The organism is Haloarcula sediminis (assembly GCF_035656455.1).
Classification (GTDB): Archaea; Halobacteriota; Halobacteria; order Halobacteriales; family Haloarculaceae; genus Haloarcula; species Haloarcula sediminis.
The window spans coordinates 277,585-296,211 of sequence record NZ_JAYMGA010000005.1; the positions used below are offsets into that span (position 1 = coordinate 277,585).

An 18,627-nucleotide genomic window follows, 5' to 3' on the forward strand; every position below is an offset into this window, starting at 1 on the left:
GCGACCACCGGCCACAGACAGCCATGGCTTGCAAACTCTTGGGGACGGATATAAGCTTGCCGTCGTGGAGGGTTTATGGTCGCCGGGCGGGAAGCGCCTCCAATGACTGTCGGGATCGTCGTACAGCGGGACAACGACCGGGCGATGGCGCTCGCGAGCACGTTGACCGAGCGGCTCAGCGCGGTCTCGGCGACGGTCGCCGTCGACGAGACCACCGGCGGGGCGCTTTCGGACCACGAGGCGTGGGACGCCCCCACGCCGCTGACGCGCCCGGTCGACGAGATGGGAGCGTGTGAACTGGTTGTCAGCATCGGCGGCGACGGGACGTTCCTCTATGCGGCCCGCGGCGCCGGCTCGACCCCCATCATGGGCGTCAATCTGGGCGAGGTCGGCTTTCTGAACGCGCTGGCGCCCGAGGAGGCCGTCGAGACGGTCGTCGCCGAGGTCGAACACATCCAGCGGACCGGCAGCGCACGGACAAGGGCCCTGCCGCGGCTTCGGGCGACCGGCGACGGGTGGGGACTCTCGCCCGCGCTCAACGAGGTCGTCGTCCAGGGCACCCATCGCGGGAGCGGTGGCGGCGCCGAGTTCGAGGTCCGCGTCGACGGCTCGCTGTACACCAGCGGCCACGCCGACGGCGTGCTCGTCGCCACGCCGACCGGGTCGACGGCCTACAATCTGAGCGAGGGCGGGCCGCTCGTCCACCCCGCGGTCGGGGGGATCGTCATCACCGGGATGGCACAGACCGACGGGATGCCGCCGCTCGTCGCCGACGTCGACAGCGACGTGACGGTGTCGGTCTCGGCCGCCGACGAGGGCGTCGTCGTCAGCGACGGCCGTATCAGAGCCGAGCTATCGCCGCCCGAACGGGTGACGGTGACGCGGGCGAACGAACCGATCCGGCTGGCCGGCCCACCGCTCGATTTCTTTACCGCCCTGGAGAAACTGGGGTAGTTACTTCCGGCCGACCGAGTACAGGATCGGCGCGAGCGCGAGCAGGACGAGGCCGACCAGTTTGTACGCGAAGGAGGACCCGAGCAGACTGCCGGCGTTCGGGGCCAGCATCGACGCGGGCAGCAACAGCAACAACACGCCGATTGAGACGGTGTGTACCCCCAGCATTTTCAGCGAGCGCGTCGGCAGGATGCCGACGGCACCGAGGACGAACCCGAGCAACAGGACATCACCGATGGTGTAGTTCAGCAGAAAGCCGTCGATGACTTGCAGCGGTGGCGCGAGCATTCCTATAATGAATCTGGCCGTGACGCAATCTTTAAAGTTCCGTTACGTGCCTCGTCAGGACAGGCAGACGGGCCGAAATCGCGCCCCACGCAATAATTATATGCACGCTCCCGCCAGTATAGCCTACTGTGTCAGAGTCTACTGCGGACGCAACTGTCCTCGTCGTGGACGACGAGGCGGAAGTAGCTGACGTCTACGCGTTGCGTCTCCGCGACCGGTACGAGACGGAGACGGCCTACGGCGGTGGGGCCGCACTCGACAAGCTGGACGACGATATCGACGTGGTGTTGCTCGACCGGCGGATGCCCGACATCGGCGGCGACGAGGTACTGGAAGAGATACGGGAGCGGGGTATCTCGACGCGGGTTATCATGATAACGGCAGTGGACCCCGACTTCGACATCATCGATATGCCCTTCGACGACTACCTCTGCAAGCCCGTCGAGAAGTCGGATCTGGTGGCGGCCATCGACCAGCAGCTGACCGCCCGGCGGTACGACGACCGGCTCGCGGAGTATCTGGAGGTCACGTCGAAACTCGCCCTGCTGAAGGGGGAGAAGACGGCCCAGACGCTCGACGGAAACGAGGGCGTCGAGTCGCTCGAACGCCGGGCCGAGACGCTGCAGGCGGAGATGGACGAGGCGCTCTCGGAGTTCGAGGACATCGACACCGCGTTCCGGGATATCACGCGCCGACCGAGCTGACTATTGCTGGGGCGTGTACAGCAGGTAGCCGGTCTCGCCGCTTTCGACAGTTCTGAGCCGGAACCGCTCGGTCCCGGCCGTCGTCTCGCAGTCGACGACGCGGTCGAGTCCGCCGGCCGTGACCGCCTCAGCGTCGACTGTTTCCTCGCCGCTGACTAAGAGAGCCTCAGAGAGTGGAGTTCCCTCGATTCGGTCCGTCGGAACGTCGAACGTCTCGCCGAATGCCCCGTTGACCGCCCGGACGACGGGCCCGTGACCCTCGGCGACGTAGTACAGCACTGGGTCCGGGTGGCCATCGAAGAGGTCCGCCGGCTCCGGCGACGGCGTCTCCGGGGCGTCGACCGTTATCGTCTGGTCGGGTGATTCGGTGCGGGTGTCGGGCCGGAAGAGGCGGGCAACGCCGCCGGTACCGCCGCCCAACGCGAGGCCGAGGCCGACTGCCACTTCCCGCGAAAACGGAAGCACCACGACGGTATCGAGCACGGCCAGCGCGGTGGCGAGCGACACCGCGCCGACCGCGATCCACCCGACGACAGTCAGGAGGCCGCCGAGCTGTGGGCTCTCACCCGCCTCCCCGTTTGACTGCTCGCTCATTCGAGTGGGAGTGTTCGGTCCATCTGTTAACTTCTTTCGGGACAGGGCAGCGAGGCCGTCGGCGTTCGTCGCGTTCCTCGCAAAGAGGTAACTTCCTCCGGGCGCAACTACGACCGGTGCCACACGATACGGACCGGCGGGCGCACGTCCTCGTGGTCGACGACGAGCGCGACGTGGCCGAGACACAGGCGCTCAGAATCGGCACGACCTACGAGACCAGCGTCGCCTACAGCGGCGAGGCGGCACTCGAACAGGCCGGTCCGGGGGTCGACGCGATACTGCTCGACCGCCGGATGCCGGACTGTCACGGCGACGAGGTACTGGCCAGGCTCCGGGACCGCGGCTACGAGGGCGTCGTCATCATGCTGACCGCCGTCGACCCGGACCTCAACATCATCGAGATGGACTTCGACGACTACCTCCAGAAACCCGTCGACGGGGAGCTACTGCTCTCGACGCTGGAACAGCACCTGGACGGGGGAGACGACCGCCTGAACGAGTTCCTCCGTGTAACGTCGAAGTTACAGGTGCTGGAAGCACAGCGGTCCACGGAAGGACTCGCGGACAGCAGCGAGTACGCGGCCCTGAAAGCGCGGGCCGAGGAACTCGAAGCGACACTCCGTGACGAGATGGACGAGTTCGACACCATCGTCGAGACGTACCGGTCCATCGAGCGCAGCGGCGAGTAGGGGTCCAAGCGATAGTCGACCGGTCGGCGAACCGACGGAGTCGGGTGGGCGGCGGTAACAGCGCGACCGGCTACTCCGTGCCGTCGCCGGCGTCGTGCTCGCGCAGGTTCTTCTCCAGTGCGTCCGGGGGGACATACGGGTCGTCAGTCGGTCGAAGGGAGGTCCAGCGGCTCGGGCGGCTGTCCCGCGAGCTTGCGGTGTCGCCGAACTGGTACCCCTCGACGGGTCGGACGGCGTCGCTGATGAGGTGGTCGTCGATGTACGCTTCCATCGCCTCCCAGATGACGGGCCGGAGGTCGTCGGTCCGCGTGGTCGCCGTCACGAACACGCCCTCGACGATCGTCAGCAGAAATATCGCGGTCTGCTCCGCGTCAACCGGCCGGAAGGCCCCCTGTTCGATACCGGCCTCGATTATCCCGGTGAGCTGGTCGATGTACCGGTCGGTGGTCTCGGTGAACTGCTCTCTGTAGGCCGAGTCGTGGATGCCCTGGGAACGGAGCTCCATCCAGATACCCATCCGCTCGACGGAGTCGCGCGAGTCGCGTTCGGTCGGGTGGACGGCGACCAGGATGTTGAGAAACGCATAGAGGTCCTCGACCGGGTCCCCGGTGGACTCGACGTCGAACCCGCGGTTGAACTCCTCGATGGTGTACTCCGCAAAGGACAGCAGGATGTCGTCTTTCCCGTCGAAGTGGTGGTAAAACGAGGACTTCGAGAGGTCGGCCTCCTCGGCGAGCCTGGAGATGGAGATGCCCGCGTAGCCGTGTTTTTTCAGGGCGGCGTAGGTGGCGTGCATTATCTTCTCGCGCGTATCGGCGGCCTCGCCCCCGAACGCAACGTCACCGGCCATACGTGTCTCTTATTCCACTGACGGTGAAATACTTTCGTGATGGATGAACGGTCCGGCAGCGGTGAACGGCCGGACACGTCGACGGTCGGCAGTGACGGGTCACGCGGGAGCGCCCCGCCCGTGGAGCCGTCGGAACACCCGCGTCGGGAACCGCGGTTCGACGCGACTCGGCGGCCGGCCGCTCGTCGGCCCGTCCGCCCGGACCCGCTCGACGACGCCGTCGTCTGCGAGTTCGTACAGATAGCGCCTGACCGTCCCCGCCGAGAGGTCGACGTCGGCAGCGATAGCGTCGGCCGTGCTGTCGACCGATGCGCGGTCGTCCGAGTCGACCTCGAGGAGCGCCCGCAGGACCCGCTGGCGGTTGGGCGGGAGCGTGAGCACCTGTGCCAGCGGCACGGCGCCGCGGGGAACCTCATCGAGGGCGCGGCCGAGCGTCGCGTCGGTGACGGTCGACTGCCCGCAGTCGGTCGCTCGGTCGGCGGCGGCAAACAGCGCGGCCAGCGCGTCGTGGGCGTTTCCGTCGGCCCACGCGGCGATGTCGCGACATTGCTGGTGGGTGAGCACGGGGGCGTCGAGTCCTGACATCGCCCGGCTGGTGACGATATCGGCGAGGGTCCCGAGGTCGTAGACCGGTAGCTCCACGGGTTTCGCCGGAGTGTCGAGGTCGGTCGGGTGGGTACGGCCGACGGCCAGCCACGCGAGCGAGTCGGACAGGCCGTCGAGCCTGTCAGCGAGCGCCGACAGCGAGTAGGTCTCGGGCTCCCCGACGTGGTCGACAGCGACGACGGCCCGGCGGGACGGCGGCGCGAGCGTGTCCCGGAGCCGCTCGACCAGCGCCTCCGTGGGGACCCCCTGGGTCGGGACCGACTCGTCGACGAGGCCATCGAGGACGGCGTGATAGAGGCCGAAGTCGGTAGTCGCGGTCCGGCCGTCGACGTAGACGAACGACACCGGAGATTCCCGGTCTGGACGCGGACGGGTCGCCGTGTGGACGATTGCGCCGACTCGGGAGCGTCGGGGGGGAAGGTGCGCGAAGAGGGCGGTGATGACGGCGGACTTGCCGGCACCGGGCGGACCCCAGACGTAGGCGTCGGGCGGCAGGTCGCCGTCGAGCACCGGGTCGAGGTGGTCCAGCAGCGTCTCGAACACGGGGCCGCGGCCGACGGGCTCTGCGACGTGTGCGGCCGGACTGATCGCCTCGTAGTCGACGACGAGTCCGTCGGTGTCCCGCCGTCGGCGCTCCATCCGCGTCCGGAGGTCCATCGCCGTCATGGGCACGTGCGGGCGGTGTGGCGGTCGGGTTCCATTGTGTGTACGGAAAGGGTGGTCGGCTAGCTGTGCGTCACGGGACCGCTCAGACCGTGCCGGGGATGTTCCCGATGCCGGCCAGGATACCGGCATACGACAGTAGCCCAAGCAGCAGTGTCGTCACGATGATGGCGGCCGCGGGCGGGTCGAAGTGGGTGTCAGAGTGCGCGTAGAAGACGCGCTGGACGACCTCGCCGACGAGCGCCCCCAGGGCGCCGATAGCGCCCGCGGCGATGAGGGCGGCCGGGTCGGAGAAGCCGGCAAGCGAGGCGGAAGTCTCGCTGGCTGGGGTGGTGAGCATTATCGCGAGGAAGCTCCCGGGCAGGGTCATGTGGTGGGTCACCGGGAACTTCGCCACGCCGAGGTTGAGGAAGGTAAGGCTCGCCGCGGAGACACCGAAAGCCAGCACGGGGCTGCCGGTGACGATGGCGATGTAGCCCCCGAGGATGCCGGCGACGAGACCGATCATCGCGACGCCGGACCACTTGTACTGGTGGGGGAGCCACGGCTCGACGGCCAGGCGGTAGGACTCCGCCGTGCCGCCGTCGGTCTGGACCTCGCCGCCGTCGGTGGAGGTCCGCATCGTCCCGTTCTCGAACGGCGACATGTCCAGCAGGCCGCTACCGCGGGCCGACCCGACGAGGGGGTAGCCAAAGACGAGGCGCGCGACGACGGCGGTGCCGATGACGCCGACCGCGGGCGGGTCGACCGGCAGGACCAGCGTCGCCTGGGAGGTCCAGCGGAAGGCGACACCGAGGATACCGAAGACGCCGCCGACGGCGAGGATGTCCGGACGGGTCCCCAGCGCGTAAGCGATGTCTTTCGCGGGGTGGTATTCGCCCTCGTCGGGCACGGGCATCCCGTCGTGTTTCGCGGCGTAGGCGGCCGCTGCGACGCCGCCCGCGAATCCGACGTGGGGCCCGAAGACGGGGCCGAACGCGAGACTGCCCGTGATACCGCCGCCGGAGATAGCGAGGCCGGCGGCGTCAGCCGCGGCGCCGTCGGCCGCGGTGATGCCGAGGACGTTCCCGGCCTCGCCGACGAGCACCATGAAGCCGGTGAAACAGAACGCCGGGAGCGCGCCGATGGCCGCTCCGAACGCGCCGCCGGCGAACCCGCAGATGAGCAAGGCGGCGAGCTGGGCGGCCTCGAACCCCCAGATGAGCGCCATCGTCAGTCACCTCCCTCCTTGGCCCAGTCGCGGGCCTTCTCGACGGCGTCGTCCCAGCGGCTGTAGAGCTTGTCCGCCTTGGAACTGTCCATCTCGGGGCTGAACTCGCGGTCGATCTGCCAGTTGTCACGGAGTTCGTCGACGGTGTCCCAGTAGCCCACGGCCAGGCCGGCGGCATATGCCGAGCCCAGGGCGGTGGTTTCGTCGACTTCCGGTCGCGCGATGTCCGTCTGGATGATGTCGGACTGGAGCTGACAGAGGAAGTTGTTCTTGACTGCACCGCCGTCGACCCGGAGCGTCGTCGTCTCGACGCCCGAATCCGCTTCCATCGCTTCCGCGACATCGCGGGTCTGGTAGGCGATAGATTCCAGCGTCGCACGGACGATGTGCTCTTTGCGGGTGCCACGAGTCATGCCGACGATGGTCCCGCGGGCGCGGCCGTCCCAGTGGGGGGCGCCCAGGCCGGTGAAGGCCGGCACCATGTAGACGCCGTCCGTGGAGTCCACGGAGCGGGCCAGTTCCGCCGTCTGGGCGGCGTTGTTGATGAGGTCCACGTCTTCGAGCCACTCGATCGCCGCACCGGTGATGAAAATCGAGCCCTCCAGCGCGTACTGGACCGGCTCGCCCGACATCTGGAACCCGATGGTCGTCAACAGACCATGGTCTGATTCGACGGCCTCGTTGCCGGTGTTCATCAGGTAGAACGAACCGGTCCCGTAGGTGTTCTTCGCGTCGCCCGCGTCGAAACAGGTCTGGCCGAACAGCGCGGCCTGCTGGTCACCCAGCGCGCCCGCGACCGGCACTTCCGCGCCAAGGAACCCGTCGGCGTCGGTGTGGCCGTACAGGTTCTCGTCGGAGGACGGCCGTACCTCCGGGACCATCGCCTCGGGCACGTTGAACTCATCGAGGAGTTCGTCGTCCCACTCGAGGTCCCGGATGTTGTACAGCATCGTCCGGGAGGCGTTCGAGACGTCCGTGATGTGGTTGCCGGTGAGGTTGTAAATGAGCCAGCTGTCGATGGTCCCCATGCGGAGTTCCCCCTGCTCGGCACGGTCTCGGAGAGCTTCGCCCCGAGAGGCTTCCATCTTCAGCGGTTCGGCGTTGTCGAGGATCCACTCGGTCTTGGTCGCCGAGAAGTACGCGTCACATTCCAGACCCGTCTTCTCGCGGATCCACTCGACTTTGCCCTCTTCCTGAATCTCCTCGACGCGGTCGGTCGTCCGGCGGTCCTGCCAGACCAGCGCGTTGTGAACGGGTTTTCCCGTCTCAGCGTCCCACACGATTGTGGTCTCGCGCTGGTTCGTGATCCCGATGGCCTCGAGTTGCTCGGGGTCGAGGTCGGCCTCGTCGAGACCCGTCGTCACGACGTCTTTGGTGTTTTCCCATATCTCCATCGGGTCGTGCTCGACCCAGCCGGGCTCCGGGTAGATCTGTTCGTGTTTCTCGTAGGCGTTGGCGACGGCCTGCCCGCTGTGGTCGAATACCATAAAGCGGGTTCCGGTCGTCCCCTGATCGATCGCACCGACGTATGTGTCTGCTGTCATTGTGTCTTCGACTCCGCGCAACCGAACGTACGTTCGGCCGCGTAGTCGAACGAACGTTCGTTTAGTACATTAAAGTTAGGGTAGGACTACGGGGACACTACTGCCCCCGGCGGCCGCGCGCAGAAATCCGAGTAAGTCGTCGGGAGGGACCCCGAGAGGCCACTCGTGGACGGGGAAATCACAAGGCTAATTAATGGACTGCGCCTCAGTTGTAGCTGACTGAGTAGCCGCTCAAATCCGGACCGACGAACCGCGGGGGTGCGCGTCGGTCGCCGTAGAACGACCCCCAAGACTGCCCTACCCGCTATCCAATGAACAAACGCTCACTCGCGCTGTTACTGGTCGTTGCCGCGCTCGTGCTCGCTGCCGGAACCGCCACCGCCGTCGCACGGGGGAGTCCGGACATCACCGCCACACTCCAAGACGACACCGTCGCCGCAGGCGATGAGACCACGCTCGACGTGGTGCTCGTCAACAGCGGCGACCTGGACCTGGGTGACCAGCAGAACCCGTCCCTGAACAGCGAGGTGACGACCGCACGCGGGCTGACCGTCGACGTCAGGGACGGCGGAGCCCCGATATCGGTCACGACCGGCACGCGGTCGCTCGGGAGCCTCCCGACCGGCGCTCCGACCACGGCGAGTTTCGACATCAGCGTCGACGAGAACGCCGAGCCCGGCACCTACGACGTGCCGGTGGAAGTGAGCTACGACCACTACAGCCAGATATCCGGCGGTGTGCGACAGGAAAGCAGCGTCACGCGGACCCGAACGGTGACCGTCACCGTCAGCGACGACGCCACCTTCGACGTGACGAACGTCGACTCGAACGCCCAGGTCGGCTCCAGCGGGACCGTCGCCGTCACCGTCGAGAACACCGGACAGACGGCCGCAAACAACAGCGACGTCACGCTGGCGAGCCAGAACGGGGAGCTGACCTTCGGCGAGCGAACCGAGAGCACCCGCTCGGTCGAGTCGTGGGCCCCGGACGAGAGCCGGACGTTCAGGTACGACATCTCCGCGACCGAGGACGCCCAGGTCGAGTCCTATCCGTTCCAGCTCAACGTCGCCTTCGACAACCCCGACGGGGTCCGCAAGGAGTCCACCGGCACCTCGGTGAGCATCACGCCCGACCCCGAGCAGACCTTCTCCCTCTCCGAGGTCGAGAGTTCGCTCCGGGCCGGCGACGAGGGGACCATCACCGCGACCGTGACCAACGACGGCCCGCGAGCAGTCGACAACGTCGTCGTCAACTGGGCCAGCGACAAGAGCGACCTCTCGCCACAGGAGACCCAGGTCGCGGTCGGGAACCTCGCCGCCGGTGACTCGACGGCGGTGACCTTCACCGTCGACGCCACCGACAGCGCCCAGGCGGGCACGAAACAGTTCGACTTCACCGCGAGCTACCGGACCACCGACGGTGACCGCGAGGAGAGCGACACCCTGGAAGCACAGGCCCAGCTCAGGCCCGACCAGGACGAGTTCAACGTCGACTCGGCCAACACCTCGATCGGCGTCGGCCAGTCGGGCAACATCGAGATTACGGTGACGAACACCCGGAACCAGACCCTCTCTGACATCACGGCGAAGGTGTTTACCTCCTCGCCCATCAGCGCCGACGACGACGAGTCCTACATCGACGCGCTCGAACCCGGCGAGTCCGAGACGATAACGTTCAGCGTCAGCGCCGGCGGCAGCGCCCTCCAGAAGGCCTACCCCATCTCGCTCGACTTCCGGTACGAGGAACCCGACGGCGACTCGGCCATCTCCGACACCTACCGGGTCCCCATCGAGGTCACTGACGAGAGCAACGGCGGCGGCCTGCCGCTTGCGGCCATCGGCGGCGTCGTGCTCGTCCTGGTGCTGGCCGTGGGTGGGTACATACGGTTCCGGTAGCCACGGATGGGCCACCAGCGTTACATCGACTGGGTAAACGAGCAGGTCGCCACCCACCCCGGTCGGATCGTCCTCCTGTTTCTGGTCGTCACAGTCGCCTTTACCGGCGGGCTGGGCGCGATAGAAACCGAGACGGGACAGGAGCAGTTCATCGAGGACTTAGACTCCTACCAGACGTTCGAGGACATCCAGCGGGACTTTGGCGCCTCCTTCAGCGAGTCGACGACCACGACGACGCTGCTCCAGAAGGAGAGTAACGCGCTGTCGAAACAGTCGCTGGTGCGGTCGCTGCGGGCACAGGAGCGGATCGCCGACGCCGACGGGATGCGCGTCTCGGACACGAGTTCGCCCGCACGACAGGTAGCTCGAACGCTCGACCCCGACGCAACGACGCTTGGCGCGCAGATAACGGTCCTCGAAGGCGCGACCGAGCGCGAGATAGACCGGGCCATACGGACGACCGCCGACGAGAACCCGGCGTTTACCTCGTCGGTGGGCGAGGACTTCAACCGGCAGGCGGCGTCGGCCACGGTGACCGAGTCGACTGTGACCCACGACGCCGCGGAGATAGACAACCGCGAGGAGCGGGTCAGGGACATCGTCGACACCGTCGGCGGTGATATCCGCGTACTCGGGAGCACCCCGGACACCATCACCACGTCGCTGGGAATCGTGTTGCCGGCGGCGTTTGTCCTCATCGTCGTGTTCCTGCTCGTCGCCTACCGTGACCTCGTCGACCTCGCGCTGGGTGTCGTCGCAATCGTGATGGCGCTCATCTGGACTTTCGGCTTTATCGGGTTCGCCGACATCCCCTTCAACCCGCTGCTGGTGTCGGTGCCGCCGCTGCTGATAGCCGTGGGTATCGACTTCGGTATCCACGTCGTCAACCGCTACCGCGAGGCCCGTGCCGAAGGCCGGGACATCGTCCCCGCGATGGACGTGACCAACAGCCAGGTGCTGGTCGCCTTTGGCATCGTCACCGGGACGACCGTCATCGGCTTCCTCTCGAACCTCGTCAGCGCGTTTCCGCCCAACCGCGACTTCGGTATCGTCGCCGCCATCGGTATCGTCTTTACCTTCCTCATCTTCGGGGTGTTCCTGCCGGCCGCGAAGGTGTACGTCGACCGGCTGAGCGAACGCTATCCCATCCCTGTCTTCAGCCAGGCTCCGTTTAGCTCCGAGGAGTCGGCCTTCGGCCGGCTGCTCTCCGGGGGCGTCACCGTCGCCCAGCGCACGCCCGTCATCTTCCTGCTCGTCGTGCTGGTGGCCACGGCCGCCGCCGGCGGCTACGCCACCGGCGTCAGCACCGAATTTGACAGCGACGACTTCCTCCCCGAGGAGGAGACCCCGGACTTCCTGCAGTATCTGGGGCCGCTCGCGCCGCCCGAGACGTTCCAGTCCATCGAGAACCGCAACCTCCGTGACCGTCACTTCGACCAGGAGGAACAGGTGATACTCTACGTCGAGGGGAACATGCGCCGGGACGACGCCCTCGAATCGCTCCACCGGGCCAGCCAGGACCCCCCAGAGACGATCGACGCCGAGGGGCGGGAGGCGGAGGTCACGAGCCTCGTGACGCTCATCCGGGACCGCGCCGAGCGGGACCCGCAGTTCCGGGCACTCGTCTCCCGCAACGACCGGAACGACAACGGCATCCCCGACGACAACCTCCCGGTCATCTACGACGCGCTCGCGGAGAGCGGCCAGCTGGAGGGGTATCTCAGCGAGGACCGCCGGAGCACGCAGGTCATCTACACGGCCGATGGGACCGCGACGAACGGCGAGATAGCGGCGGCCGGTGACACAGTCGCCGACGGGTACCGGGCCGACGCCTCGCCGACCGGTATCGCCATCGTGTTCAACGACGCGGGGGCGCTCATCCTCGATACGGTCCTCCAGAGCCTGCTGATAACGCTCGTGGGCTCGTCGCTGTTCCTGGTCGGCATCTACTGGGTGCTCGAAGGGAAACCGAGCCTTGGCGTGGTGAACGTCATCCCCATCGTGGTGGCCATCATCGGCCTCGTCGCGACGATGCGCTATCTCGGTATCGACTTCAACGCCATCAACGGGGGCATCCTCGCCATCACCGTCGGGCTGGGGACCGACTACGCCGTCCACGTCGTCCACCGCTTTGCCGACGAGCGCGAGCAGCGGGCACTGGAGCCCGCGCTGCGCCGGACCGTCGTCGGCACCGGCGGTGCGCTGACCGGCAGCATGCTCACGACTGTCGGCGGTATCGGCGTCCTCGTACTCGCGTTAAACCCCGTCATCGGGAACTTCGGGCTCCTGACGGCGCTGTCGGTCGTCTACGCCTACCTGGCATCGATGTTCATCCTCCCGTCGGTGCTTGTCCTGTGGGACCGGCTCCGGCGCTACGACGGCGCCAGCGGGACCGTCGCCGACACCGTCTTCCCGTGGACCGACGAGCCCGGCGTGACCACGGACCAGCGCCCTCCGAAAGCGGCGTCGGGCGGTGAGAAATGAGGGGCGGGAGACGGCGTTTATCCACGTCCGCCCCCTACCCGAGACGTAACGAACGACCCGACGACACAGCCGGAACGGAACCAACGATATGAACTACCAACGATACATCGACTGGGCCGACGACCGCATCGTCGAGGACTCCCGCAAGGTAGTCCTGACTTTTCTGGTCGTGACACTCGTCTTTAGCGCCGGGCTCGGCAACATCTCGACGAACGCCGGGACCCAGCAGTTCACGACCGGGCTGCCGGCCGAGGAGGCCTTCGAACAGGTCAACACCGAGTTCTCGCCCGCCTTCTCGGCGGATACCGGGCGCACCCAGCTGATACAGGAGGAGTCGAACGTGCTGGGCAAGCCCGCGATGTTGCGGATGCTCCGGGCACAGGAGTCCCTGGAGAAACACGAGGACCTCAGGGTGACCTCGACATCGAGCGCGGCCGCTATCGTCGCCCGCCAGCTGGACCCGTCGGCGACGACCACGGAGGCACAGATTCGGACCATCGAACGGGCCACTGACAGCGAGATAGACGCCGCCGTTGGGCGGGCCGCCGACAACCCGCGGTTCACGTCGCTGCTCAGCAACGACTTCAACCGGGAGTCGGCGTCGGCGTCGGCCACCATCGGCGTCGTCACTCACGAGCTGCCGGCCGGGCTCTCCTCGGGGTCGGGCCAGGGCGGGACCAGCCCCCTGACCGACATCCAGCGCCAGTCACAGTTCACCGTCGAGGCGGCGGGCGGCGGGTCGATAACGGTGTTCGGGTCGGGCATCCTCGCGGACGAGTTCTCCAACGTCGTCGCCGACTCGCTGATTCTGACGGTCCCCGCCGCGATACTGTTTATCCTCTTTTTCCTCGCTATCGCCTACCGCGACCTGGCCGACATGGCGCTGGGACTTGGCGCCCTGTTCATGGCCATCGTCTGGACCTTCGGCTTCATGGGCCTTGCCGGCATCCCGTTCTCACAGATGCTCATCGCGGTGCCACCGCTCCTGCTTGCGGTCGGCATCGACTTCGGCATCCACGCGGTCAACCGCTACCGCGAGGAGCGGGAGGGCGGGACCGGCATCGAGCAGTCGATGCGCATCACGACCGACCAGCTGCTGGTGGCCTTCGGTATCGTCACCGGGACGACAGTCATCGGCTTCCTCGCGAACCTCTCCAGTGATCTCCCGCCCATCCGCGACTTCGGCTACGTCGCCGCCGTCGGCATCGTCTTCACGTTCCTCATCTTCGGGGTCTTTCTCCCCGCCGCGAAAGTGGAACTCGACCGACTGCGCGAGGCGTACCCGATCCCCACGTTCAGCCAGCGCCCGCTCGGCTCGGAGGGGTCCCGGCTCGGCGACGTGTTGCGGGGCGGCGTCGCCATCGCCGAGCGCACCCCCGTCGCCTTCCTGCTGGTGATACTCGTCGTGACGGCCGGGGCCGGGGTGTACGCGACCGGCATCTCGACGTCGTTCTCCCAGGACGACTTCCTCCCGCCCGAGGACAACCCCGACTGGATCGAGTCGCTGCCCGAGCCCTTCGCCCCCAGCGAGTACACCGTCACCGAGACGACGAACTTCTTAGACGAGCGGTTCACCACGACACAGGGCGGCGGGGTAACGGTGTACGTCGAGGGGCCGATGCGACAGGACGACGCCTTGGAACAGATATATCGGGCCGGCGATGACCCCCCGGAGTCGTTCGTCCGCGAGGACAGCCGGGCCGAGTCGAGTTCGATCGTCACCGTCATCCAGGACCGCACCGAGCAGGACCCGCAGTTCCGGGCACTCGTTTCCCGCAACGACCGGAACGACAACGGCGTCCCCGACGACAACCTCGAAGAGATATACGACTACCTGCTGTCGTCGTCCTCGCGCGACGCCGCGCTCAACTACATCACCGAGGACTACCGGAGTGCCCGCATCACCTACGAGGTCGAGGCCGACGCAAGCGACGGCGAGGTGACCAGCGACGCGCAGGACGTCGCCGACCGGTTCCGCTTCGAGGCGACGGCGACGGGCAGTACCGTCGTCTTCCAGGCTGTCTCGGACGTCATCTTCGAGTCGGCCATCGTCTCGCTGACCATCGCGCTCTCGGGTACCGCCGTCTTCCTGCTTTTCATCTACTGGGTCATCGAGGGGCGGGCCTCGCTCGGCATCGTGAACATCGTCCCCGTCGTCGTCACCGTCGCCCTGCTCGCCGGGACGATGCGGTATCTGGGCATCCCGCTCAACGCCATCACGGGGACGATGCTGGCCCTGACTATCGGGCTGGGGGTTGACTACTCCGTCCACGTCGTCCACCGCTTTGCCGACGAGTACCACGAGTACGACCTCGTGACCGCGCTGGACCGCACGGTTCGGGGCACCGGCGGCGCGCTCTTTGGCAGTATGCTCACCACTGTCTTTGGCATCGGCGTCCTCGCGCTCGCCGTCTTCCCCGCCATCGGCCAGTTCGGCATCCTGACGGCGCTGTCTATCGTCTACGCCTTCTTTACCTCCCTGCTGGTCCTCCCGTCGACGCTGGTGGTCTGGCACCGCGCGACCAACGTCTGGCCCGGCTTCGGGAGCCTCAGGTGACGCCGGAACCCATCTCCGGGCGACGACTATAGTAACAATTGAAACGATTTACACACCGACCGCACTGCTGTCGTGCGGTCGGGTGTGCATTGATTTTCAATGGCTACTATAGCTGTTCGGCCGAGCGAACGCGGCTTCGGGCCGACCGCGGAGCGCCGGGCTGTCCGAAAGCGGTGCTGTCGGTGTGTACTGCACGCCGGGTACAACGAGAGCGGTCGTGTTCGGGACGAACACGGCGCGGATGCCTTTATCAGACCGGGTGGCTAGTGACCAGCTATGACCCACGTCGTCATCATCGGCGCCTACGGCAGCGCCGGCGCGGCCGTCGCTGGCGAACTCGCCCCCCTAGACGGAATCGACCTCACGCTCATCGACGACGGGGAGCCCGGCGGCGGACTCTGCATCCTCAAGGGGTGTATGCCCTCCAAAGAGGTGCTGTCGGCCGGCGCCCACCGGTTCCAGGCGCGCCACGACGAGCGCCTCGTCGGTGACCCGCCGGCGGTCGACCTCGAAGCGACGGTCGAGCGAAAGGACGACAACGTGCTGGGGTGGGCCAAACACCGCCGCGAGGGAATCCACGACCTGGCCGACCGGGAGGGCGTCGAGTTCGTCCACGCGACCGCCGAGTTCGTCGACGACCACACCGTCCGCGCGGGCGGGCGGACCTTCGACGCGGACTACATCGTCGTCGCCACCGGCTCGACGGTGAACGTCCCCGACACGCCCGGTATCGAAGACATCGACTACATGACCAGCGCCGACGTGCTCGACGCGACGGAACTGCCCGACTCGGGTCTCGTGCTGGGGTTTGGCTACATCGGGATGGAACTCGTGCCCTATCTCGCGGAGGCCGGGGGGATGGACCTCACCGTCGTCGAACACGACGCCCGACCCATCGACGAGGCCGACCCGGAGTTTGGGGACGCCGCCCGCGAGATATACGAGGAAAACTGGGACATCGAGATCCCGACGAACTGCCACGAGCAACGCCTGGAACCGACCGACGATGGCGGCGTTCGGCTGTACGTGGAGTTTGACGACGGGCGCGAGGCCTCCTACGAGGCCGACCAGCTGTTCTGTTTCACCGGCCGGCGACCAACGCTCGACGGACTGGGGCTAGAGCGGACCGGGATATCGACAGAGGGCGAGTGGGTCCGTGAGACGATGCAGACCGTCGACGCCGACCACGTCTACGCCGTCGGCGACGTCAACGGCAAAGAGCCCATCCTCCACGTCGCCAAGGAGCAAGGGGTCACCGCCGCCGAGAACATCCGACGCCAGGAAGCGGGCGCCGAGACACAGCCCTACGAGAACGTCCACCATCACGTCATCTTCTCGGGGCTGGGCGTCTACCCCTTCGCCCGCGTCGGCCACAGCGAGGCGAGCGCGCGGGCGGCCGGGCTGGAGGTGGTCACGGCGACGCGACAGGCCGGCGACGACGGCGTGTTCAAGTCCAAGGACGTCCCCGAGGGGCTCGCGAAGCTCGTGGTCGACGCCGGCGACGGCACGGTGCTGGGATGGCAGGGACTCCACTACCACGCCGATACATTCGCGAAGACGCTCCAGGTCGTCGTCGAACTGGGACTCGACGTGCGTGAGATCCCCGACCGCGCCTACCACCCGACGCTGCCGGAGAACCTCGACGGCCTGGTGCAGGACTGCGTCACGCAACTGGCGGAGTGAGCCGCTACTGCTGTGGCGTCGAGGGGTAGCGGTCCAGCTCGACGAACTCGGAGTTCCCACAGGCCCGACAGTCCCGCGGCGGTTGGTAGGTGTGGTCCGGCGGCTCGCCGTCGACGACGCCCGCGACGATGTTGTTGCAGTTCTCACAGACGAACTCCTTGGGTCGCTCTGGCGTGTGTGCCATATAATATTGTAAATTCTACACTTCTATAAGTATCCCGAAGCGCGTGCCGCCCGTCGCCCCCGGTGGCCGGGACCGGCCGCAGGTGCCGAGTACGGCGGAACGTGACCGCGGGAGCGGCGGGGACGCCGGCCGCTGTCAGTGGCTCGCGCTCACTCCGGGGCGCGCTCGGCCAGTACCGGTATCGCAGTCAGACGGTCGTCGCCCAGCGCCGCCCAGTCGACACCGCCGGGGCGCGGATACGGGGTCCCCGTCTCGACGGTCCGCTCGGGCGTCACGACGTAGTCCATCGGCACGTCGTGGGCGTCGACTGGGACGCTCGCGCCCGGGACAGCGCTTTCGGGGCCATCGATTACCTGCAGTTCGTGGACCGTCGTCAGGACCGGCGTCGCCTCCTCAACCAGCCCCAGCTCACACAGGACGGCGTACTCCAGGTCGCTGTACCCCTCGCCCTTACCGATGCGGGCCCCGTCTTCGGTGACCGCTACCGACCCCGAGACGACGAGGTCGATACCCGGGACGGCCTCGGGCCCGACCTGTCTGGCATGGTCGGCGACGTTCGAGACGGCCGGCGCGGCCTCGATGTCGTCGAGTTCGGCCGGGTCCAGCTCGTAGAAACAGCGCCGGTCACGCAGCCGCGGGACCGCCATGTACACCGTCTTGCCCGCCCGGAGCGCCGCCCGGCGCAGCGGGAGCTGTGGCGAGTCGGGATTGGCCTTGACCGTCTCGGCCCGCGCCCAGACATCGGTTTCGGTCACCCGCCGGGCGGCGTCGGCGGCGCCCTTGTAGTTCGGGATTCGGTCGTGGGGCGGGAAGGGGAACCGGGCGATGCCGTCCGCTTCCAGCCGGTCCCACACCCGCTCGCGAATCGCCTGCTTGTCCATAAGGAGTGGTGGAGTCGAGGTTACATACTGGTTGGCCAATCCGTCTCAGCCGATTACGAACAATGCCACTCCGAGCATACCGAGCAGGCCCACCCCGACGATGAGATACAGGAGCGCACGTCGTATCAGTCGGGCCTCGGCCCTCTCCTAGCCACTATCGGAGATGACGAACGGCGTACCGGTGAGCCCGCCGAGCTTTTTCGCCAGCGGCGACCGGGTGTCCGTGACGACGTACCGCTGGCCGTCCGGGGTCACGTCGGCCTCGGCCGCCGGGACCGCTTCCCCGGCAACGTACACCTGTTCGCCGACGTCGACTCGGCCGACCTTGTAGCGCCGTTCTCGATCAGGTTGCGCGTGGATGTCCTCCCCGAAGAGAAAGTCGGCGCCCTCGGAGTCGACGAGCAGTTCGTCGCCCCCGTCTTCGGCCACGAACGGGACCGAGTCACGGCCGTCGTCGACGGTCTTCCATTTGTTCCCTATTTGGTCGTCGTCCTGGTTCCTGCGCTCCTCGACTTCGTACCTGTAGGCCAGCGAGTCGGCCGTCTCGCGTGGCGGGTCGATGGTCTCCCGGTGCGGTTTTGCGACGCCCTCGACCTCGACGGCGCCGGGTCCCGTCACCGCGCCTGCCGAGGTGTCACGAAGCGTTTTCCACGCGCGCAACCGGCCGACACCGCTCAGCAGGAAGAACAGGCCGGCCACTGCGGAAACTCCCCCAATCCCAGCGTAAATCCAGTTGGCCATTGGTACTATATACCAATTGTCAAAATATTATACTTTCGGTGGGAGGGGGAATATTTAATCTGCAGCCGCGTGACCCAAAGGCCGTCCCGGCAACCCCAAC

The 18,627-nt window shown here is 67.0% G+C and carries 16 protein-coding genes; 7 read left to right on the top strand and 9 right to left on the bottom strand.

Annotated features, from left to right (window positions below):
• Window positions 1-102: 102 nt before the first annotated feature.
• Complete coding sequence (locus tag VJ162_RS10505; protein WP_324664108.1) at window positions 103-954, top strand: NAD(+)/NADH kinase; 852 nt, start codon at window positions 103-105, stop codon at window positions 952-954.
• Here VJ162_RS10505 and VJ162_RS10510 read toward each other — a convergent pair whose 3' ends face one another.
• Window positions 955-1,242: a hypothetical protein gene (locus VJ162_RS10510; protein ID WP_324664110.1), complete on the bottom strand. Its 288-nt coding sequence runs from the start codon at window positions 1,240-1,242 to the stop codon at window positions 955-957.
• Between the two features lie 128 nt (window positions 1,243-1,370).
• On the opposite strand from VJ162_RS10510, the gene VJ162_RS10515 reads away from it, so the two are divergent.
• Window positions 1,371-1,946, top strand: a complete 576-nt coding sequence (locus VJ162_RS10515; protein WP_324664112.1) for a response regulator — start codon at window positions 1,371-1,373, stop codon at window positions 1,944-1,946.
• On the opposite strand, the gene VJ162_RS10520 is transcribed toward VJ162_RS10515, so the two are convergent.
• Entirely contained in the window at window positions 1,947-2,540 is a 594-nt protein-coding gene (locus VJ162_RS10520) for a hypothetical protein (protein ID WP_324664113.1), read from the bottom strand.
• 116 nt (window positions 2,541-2,656) lie between these two features.
• On the opposite strand from VJ162_RS10520, the gene VJ162_RS10525 reads away from it, so the two are divergent.
• Window positions 2,657-3,229: a response regulator gene (locus tag VJ162_RS10525; RefSeq protein WP_324664114.1), complete on the top strand. Its 573-nt coding sequence runs from the start codon at window positions 2,657-2,659 to the stop codon at window positions 3,227-3,229.
• 70 nt (window positions 3,230-3,299) lie between these two features.
• On the opposite strand, the gene VJ162_RS10530 is transcribed toward VJ162_RS10525, so the two are convergent.
• From VJ162_RS10530 to glpK, 4 genes are all read right to left on the bottom strand, one after another.
• Window positions 3,300-4,079 (bottom strand): TetR/AcrR family transcriptional regulator, encoded by a 780-nt coding sequence (locus tag VJ162_RS10530; protein WP_324664116.1) that lies wholly within the window; start codon window positions 4,077-4,079, stop codon window positions 3,300-3,302.
• Between the two features lie 99 nt (window positions 4,080-4,178).
• Entirely contained in the window at window positions 4,179-5,342 is a 1,164-nt protein-coding gene (locus VJ162_RS10535; RefSeq protein WP_324664118.1) for a Cdc6/Cdc18 family protein, read from the bottom strand.
• 91 nt (window positions 5,343-5,433) lie between these two features.
• Window positions 5,434-6,558 (bottom strand): hypothetical protein, encoded by a 1,125-nt coding sequence (locus VJ162_RS10540; protein ID WP_324664120.1) that lies wholly within the window; start codon window positions 6,556-6,558, stop codon window positions 5,434-5,436.
• Between the two features lie 2 nt (window positions 6,559-6,560).
• Window positions 6,561-8,102, bottom strand: a complete 1,542-nt coding sequence (glpK, locus tag VJ162_RS10545; protein WP_324664122.1) for a glycerol kinase GlpK — start codon at window positions 8,100-8,102, stop codon at window positions 6,561-6,563.
• 311 nt (window positions 8,103-8,413) lie between these two features.
• On the opposite strand from glpK, the gene VJ162_RS10550 reads away from it, so the two are divergent.
• From VJ162_RS10550 to VJ162_RS10565, 4 genes are all read left to right on the top strand, one after another.
• Window positions 8,414-9,997, top strand: coding sequence for a COG1361 S-layer family protein (locus VJ162_RS10550; protein WP_324664123.1), 1,584 nt, complete (start codon window positions 8,414-8,416; stop codon window positions 9,995-9,997).
• A 6-nt stretch (window positions 9,998-10,003) separates the two neighbouring features.
• Window positions 10,004-12,481, top strand: a complete 2,478-nt coding sequence (locus tag VJ162_RS10555; protein ID WP_324664124.1) for an efflux RND transporter permease subunit — start codon at window positions 10,004-10,006, stop codon at window positions 12,479-12,481.
• 88 nt (window positions 12,482-12,569) lie between these two features.
• The gene (locus VJ162_RS10560; RefSeq protein ID WP_324664126.1) at window positions 12,570-15,038 is read left to right on the top strand and encodes an efflux RND transporter permease subunit; all 2,469 of its coding nucleotides are present in this window, start codon (window positions 12,570-12,572) and stop codon (window positions 15,036-15,038) included.
• A gap of 276 nt (window positions 15,039-15,314) precedes the next feature.
• On the top strand, window positions 15,315-16,721 hold the full coding sequence (locus tag VJ162_RS10565; RefSeq protein ID WP_324664128.1) for a dihydrolipoyl dehydrogenase family protein: 1,407 nt from the start codon (window positions 15,315-15,317) through the stop codon (window positions 16,719-16,721).
• A 4-nt stretch (window positions 16,722-16,725) separates the two neighbouring features.
• On the opposite strand, the gene VJ162_RS10570 is transcribed toward VJ162_RS10565, so the two are convergent.
• From VJ162_RS10570 to VJ162_RS10580, 3 genes are all read right to left on the bottom strand, one after another.
• A complete protein-coding gene (locus VJ162_RS10570; RefSeq protein WP_324664130.1) occupies window positions 16,726-16,905 on the bottom strand; it encodes a hypothetical protein in 180 nt (59 codons plus the stop codon).
• A gap of 149 nt (window positions 16,906-17,054) precedes the next feature.
• On the bottom strand, window positions 17,055-17,786 hold the full coding sequence (locus VJ162_RS10575) for a 5-formyltetrahydrofolate cyclo-ligase (protein ID WP_324664132.1): 732 nt from the start codon (window positions 17,784-17,786) through the stop codon (window positions 17,055-17,057).
• Window positions 17,787-17,933: 147 nt separating this feature from the next.
• A complete protein-coding gene (locus VJ162_RS10580; protein WP_324664134.1) occupies window positions 17,934-18,485 on the bottom strand; it encodes a hypothetical protein in 552 nt (183 codons plus the stop codon).
• Window positions 18,486-18,627: the final 142 nt, after the last annotated feature.

Excerpts from the sequence above, each read along its gene's own strand:
- VJ162_RS10510 (WP_324664110.1), bottom strand. The coding sequence starts at position 1,242 with ATGCTCGCGCCACCGCTGCAAGTCATCGACGGCTTTCTGCTGAACTAC.
- VJ162_RS10530 (WP_324664116.1), bottom strand. The coding sequence starts at position 4,079 with ATGGCCGGTGACGTTGCGTTCGGGGGCGAGGCCGCCGATACGCGCGAG.
- VJ162_RS10535 (WP_324664118.1), bottom strand. The coding sequence starts at position 5,342 with ATGGACCTCCGGACGCGGATGGAGCGCCGACGGCGGGACACCGACGGA.
- VJ162_RS10550 (WP_324664123.1), top strand. The coding sequence starts at position 8,414 with ATGAACAAACGCTCACTCGCGCTGTTACTGGTCGTTGCCGCGCTCGTG.
- VJ162_RS10540 (WP_324664120.1), bottom strand. The coding sequence starts at position 6,558 with ATGGCGCTCATCTGGGGGTTCGAGGCCGCCCAGCTCGCCGCCTTGCTC.
- VJ162_RS10555 (WP_324664124.1), top strand. The coding sequence starts at position 10,004 with ATGGGCCACCAGCGTTACATCGACTGGGTAAACGAGCAGGTCGCCACC.
- VJ162_RS10565 (WP_324664128.1), top strand. The coding sequence starts at position 15,315 with ATGACCCACGTCGTCATCATCGGCGCCTACGGCAGCGCCGGCGCGGCC.
- VJ162_RS10505 (WP_324664108.1), top strand. The coding sequence starts at position 103 with ATGACTGTCGGGATCGTCGTACAGCGGGACAACGACCGGGCGATGGCG.
- glpK (WP_324664122.1), bottom strand. The coding sequence starts at position 8,102 with ATGACAGCAGACACATACGTCGGTGCGATCGATCAGGGGACGACCGGA.
- VJ162_RS10575 (WP_324664132.1), bottom strand. The coding sequence starts at position 17,786 with ATGGACAAGCAGGCGATTCGCGAGCGGGTGTGGGACCGGCTGGAAGCG.
- VJ162_RS10520 (WP_324664113.1), bottom strand. The coding sequence starts at position 2,540 with ATGAGCGAGCAGTCAAACGGGGAGGCGGGTGAGAGCCCACAGCTCGGC.
- VJ162_RS10560 (WP_324664126.1), top strand. The coding sequence starts at position 12,570 with ATGAACTACCAACGATACATCGACTGGGCCGACGACCGCATCGTCGAG.
- VJ162_RS10570 (WP_324664130.1), bottom strand. The coding sequence starts at position 16,905 with ATGGCACACACGCCAGAGCGACCCAAGGAGTTCGTCTGTGAGAACTGC.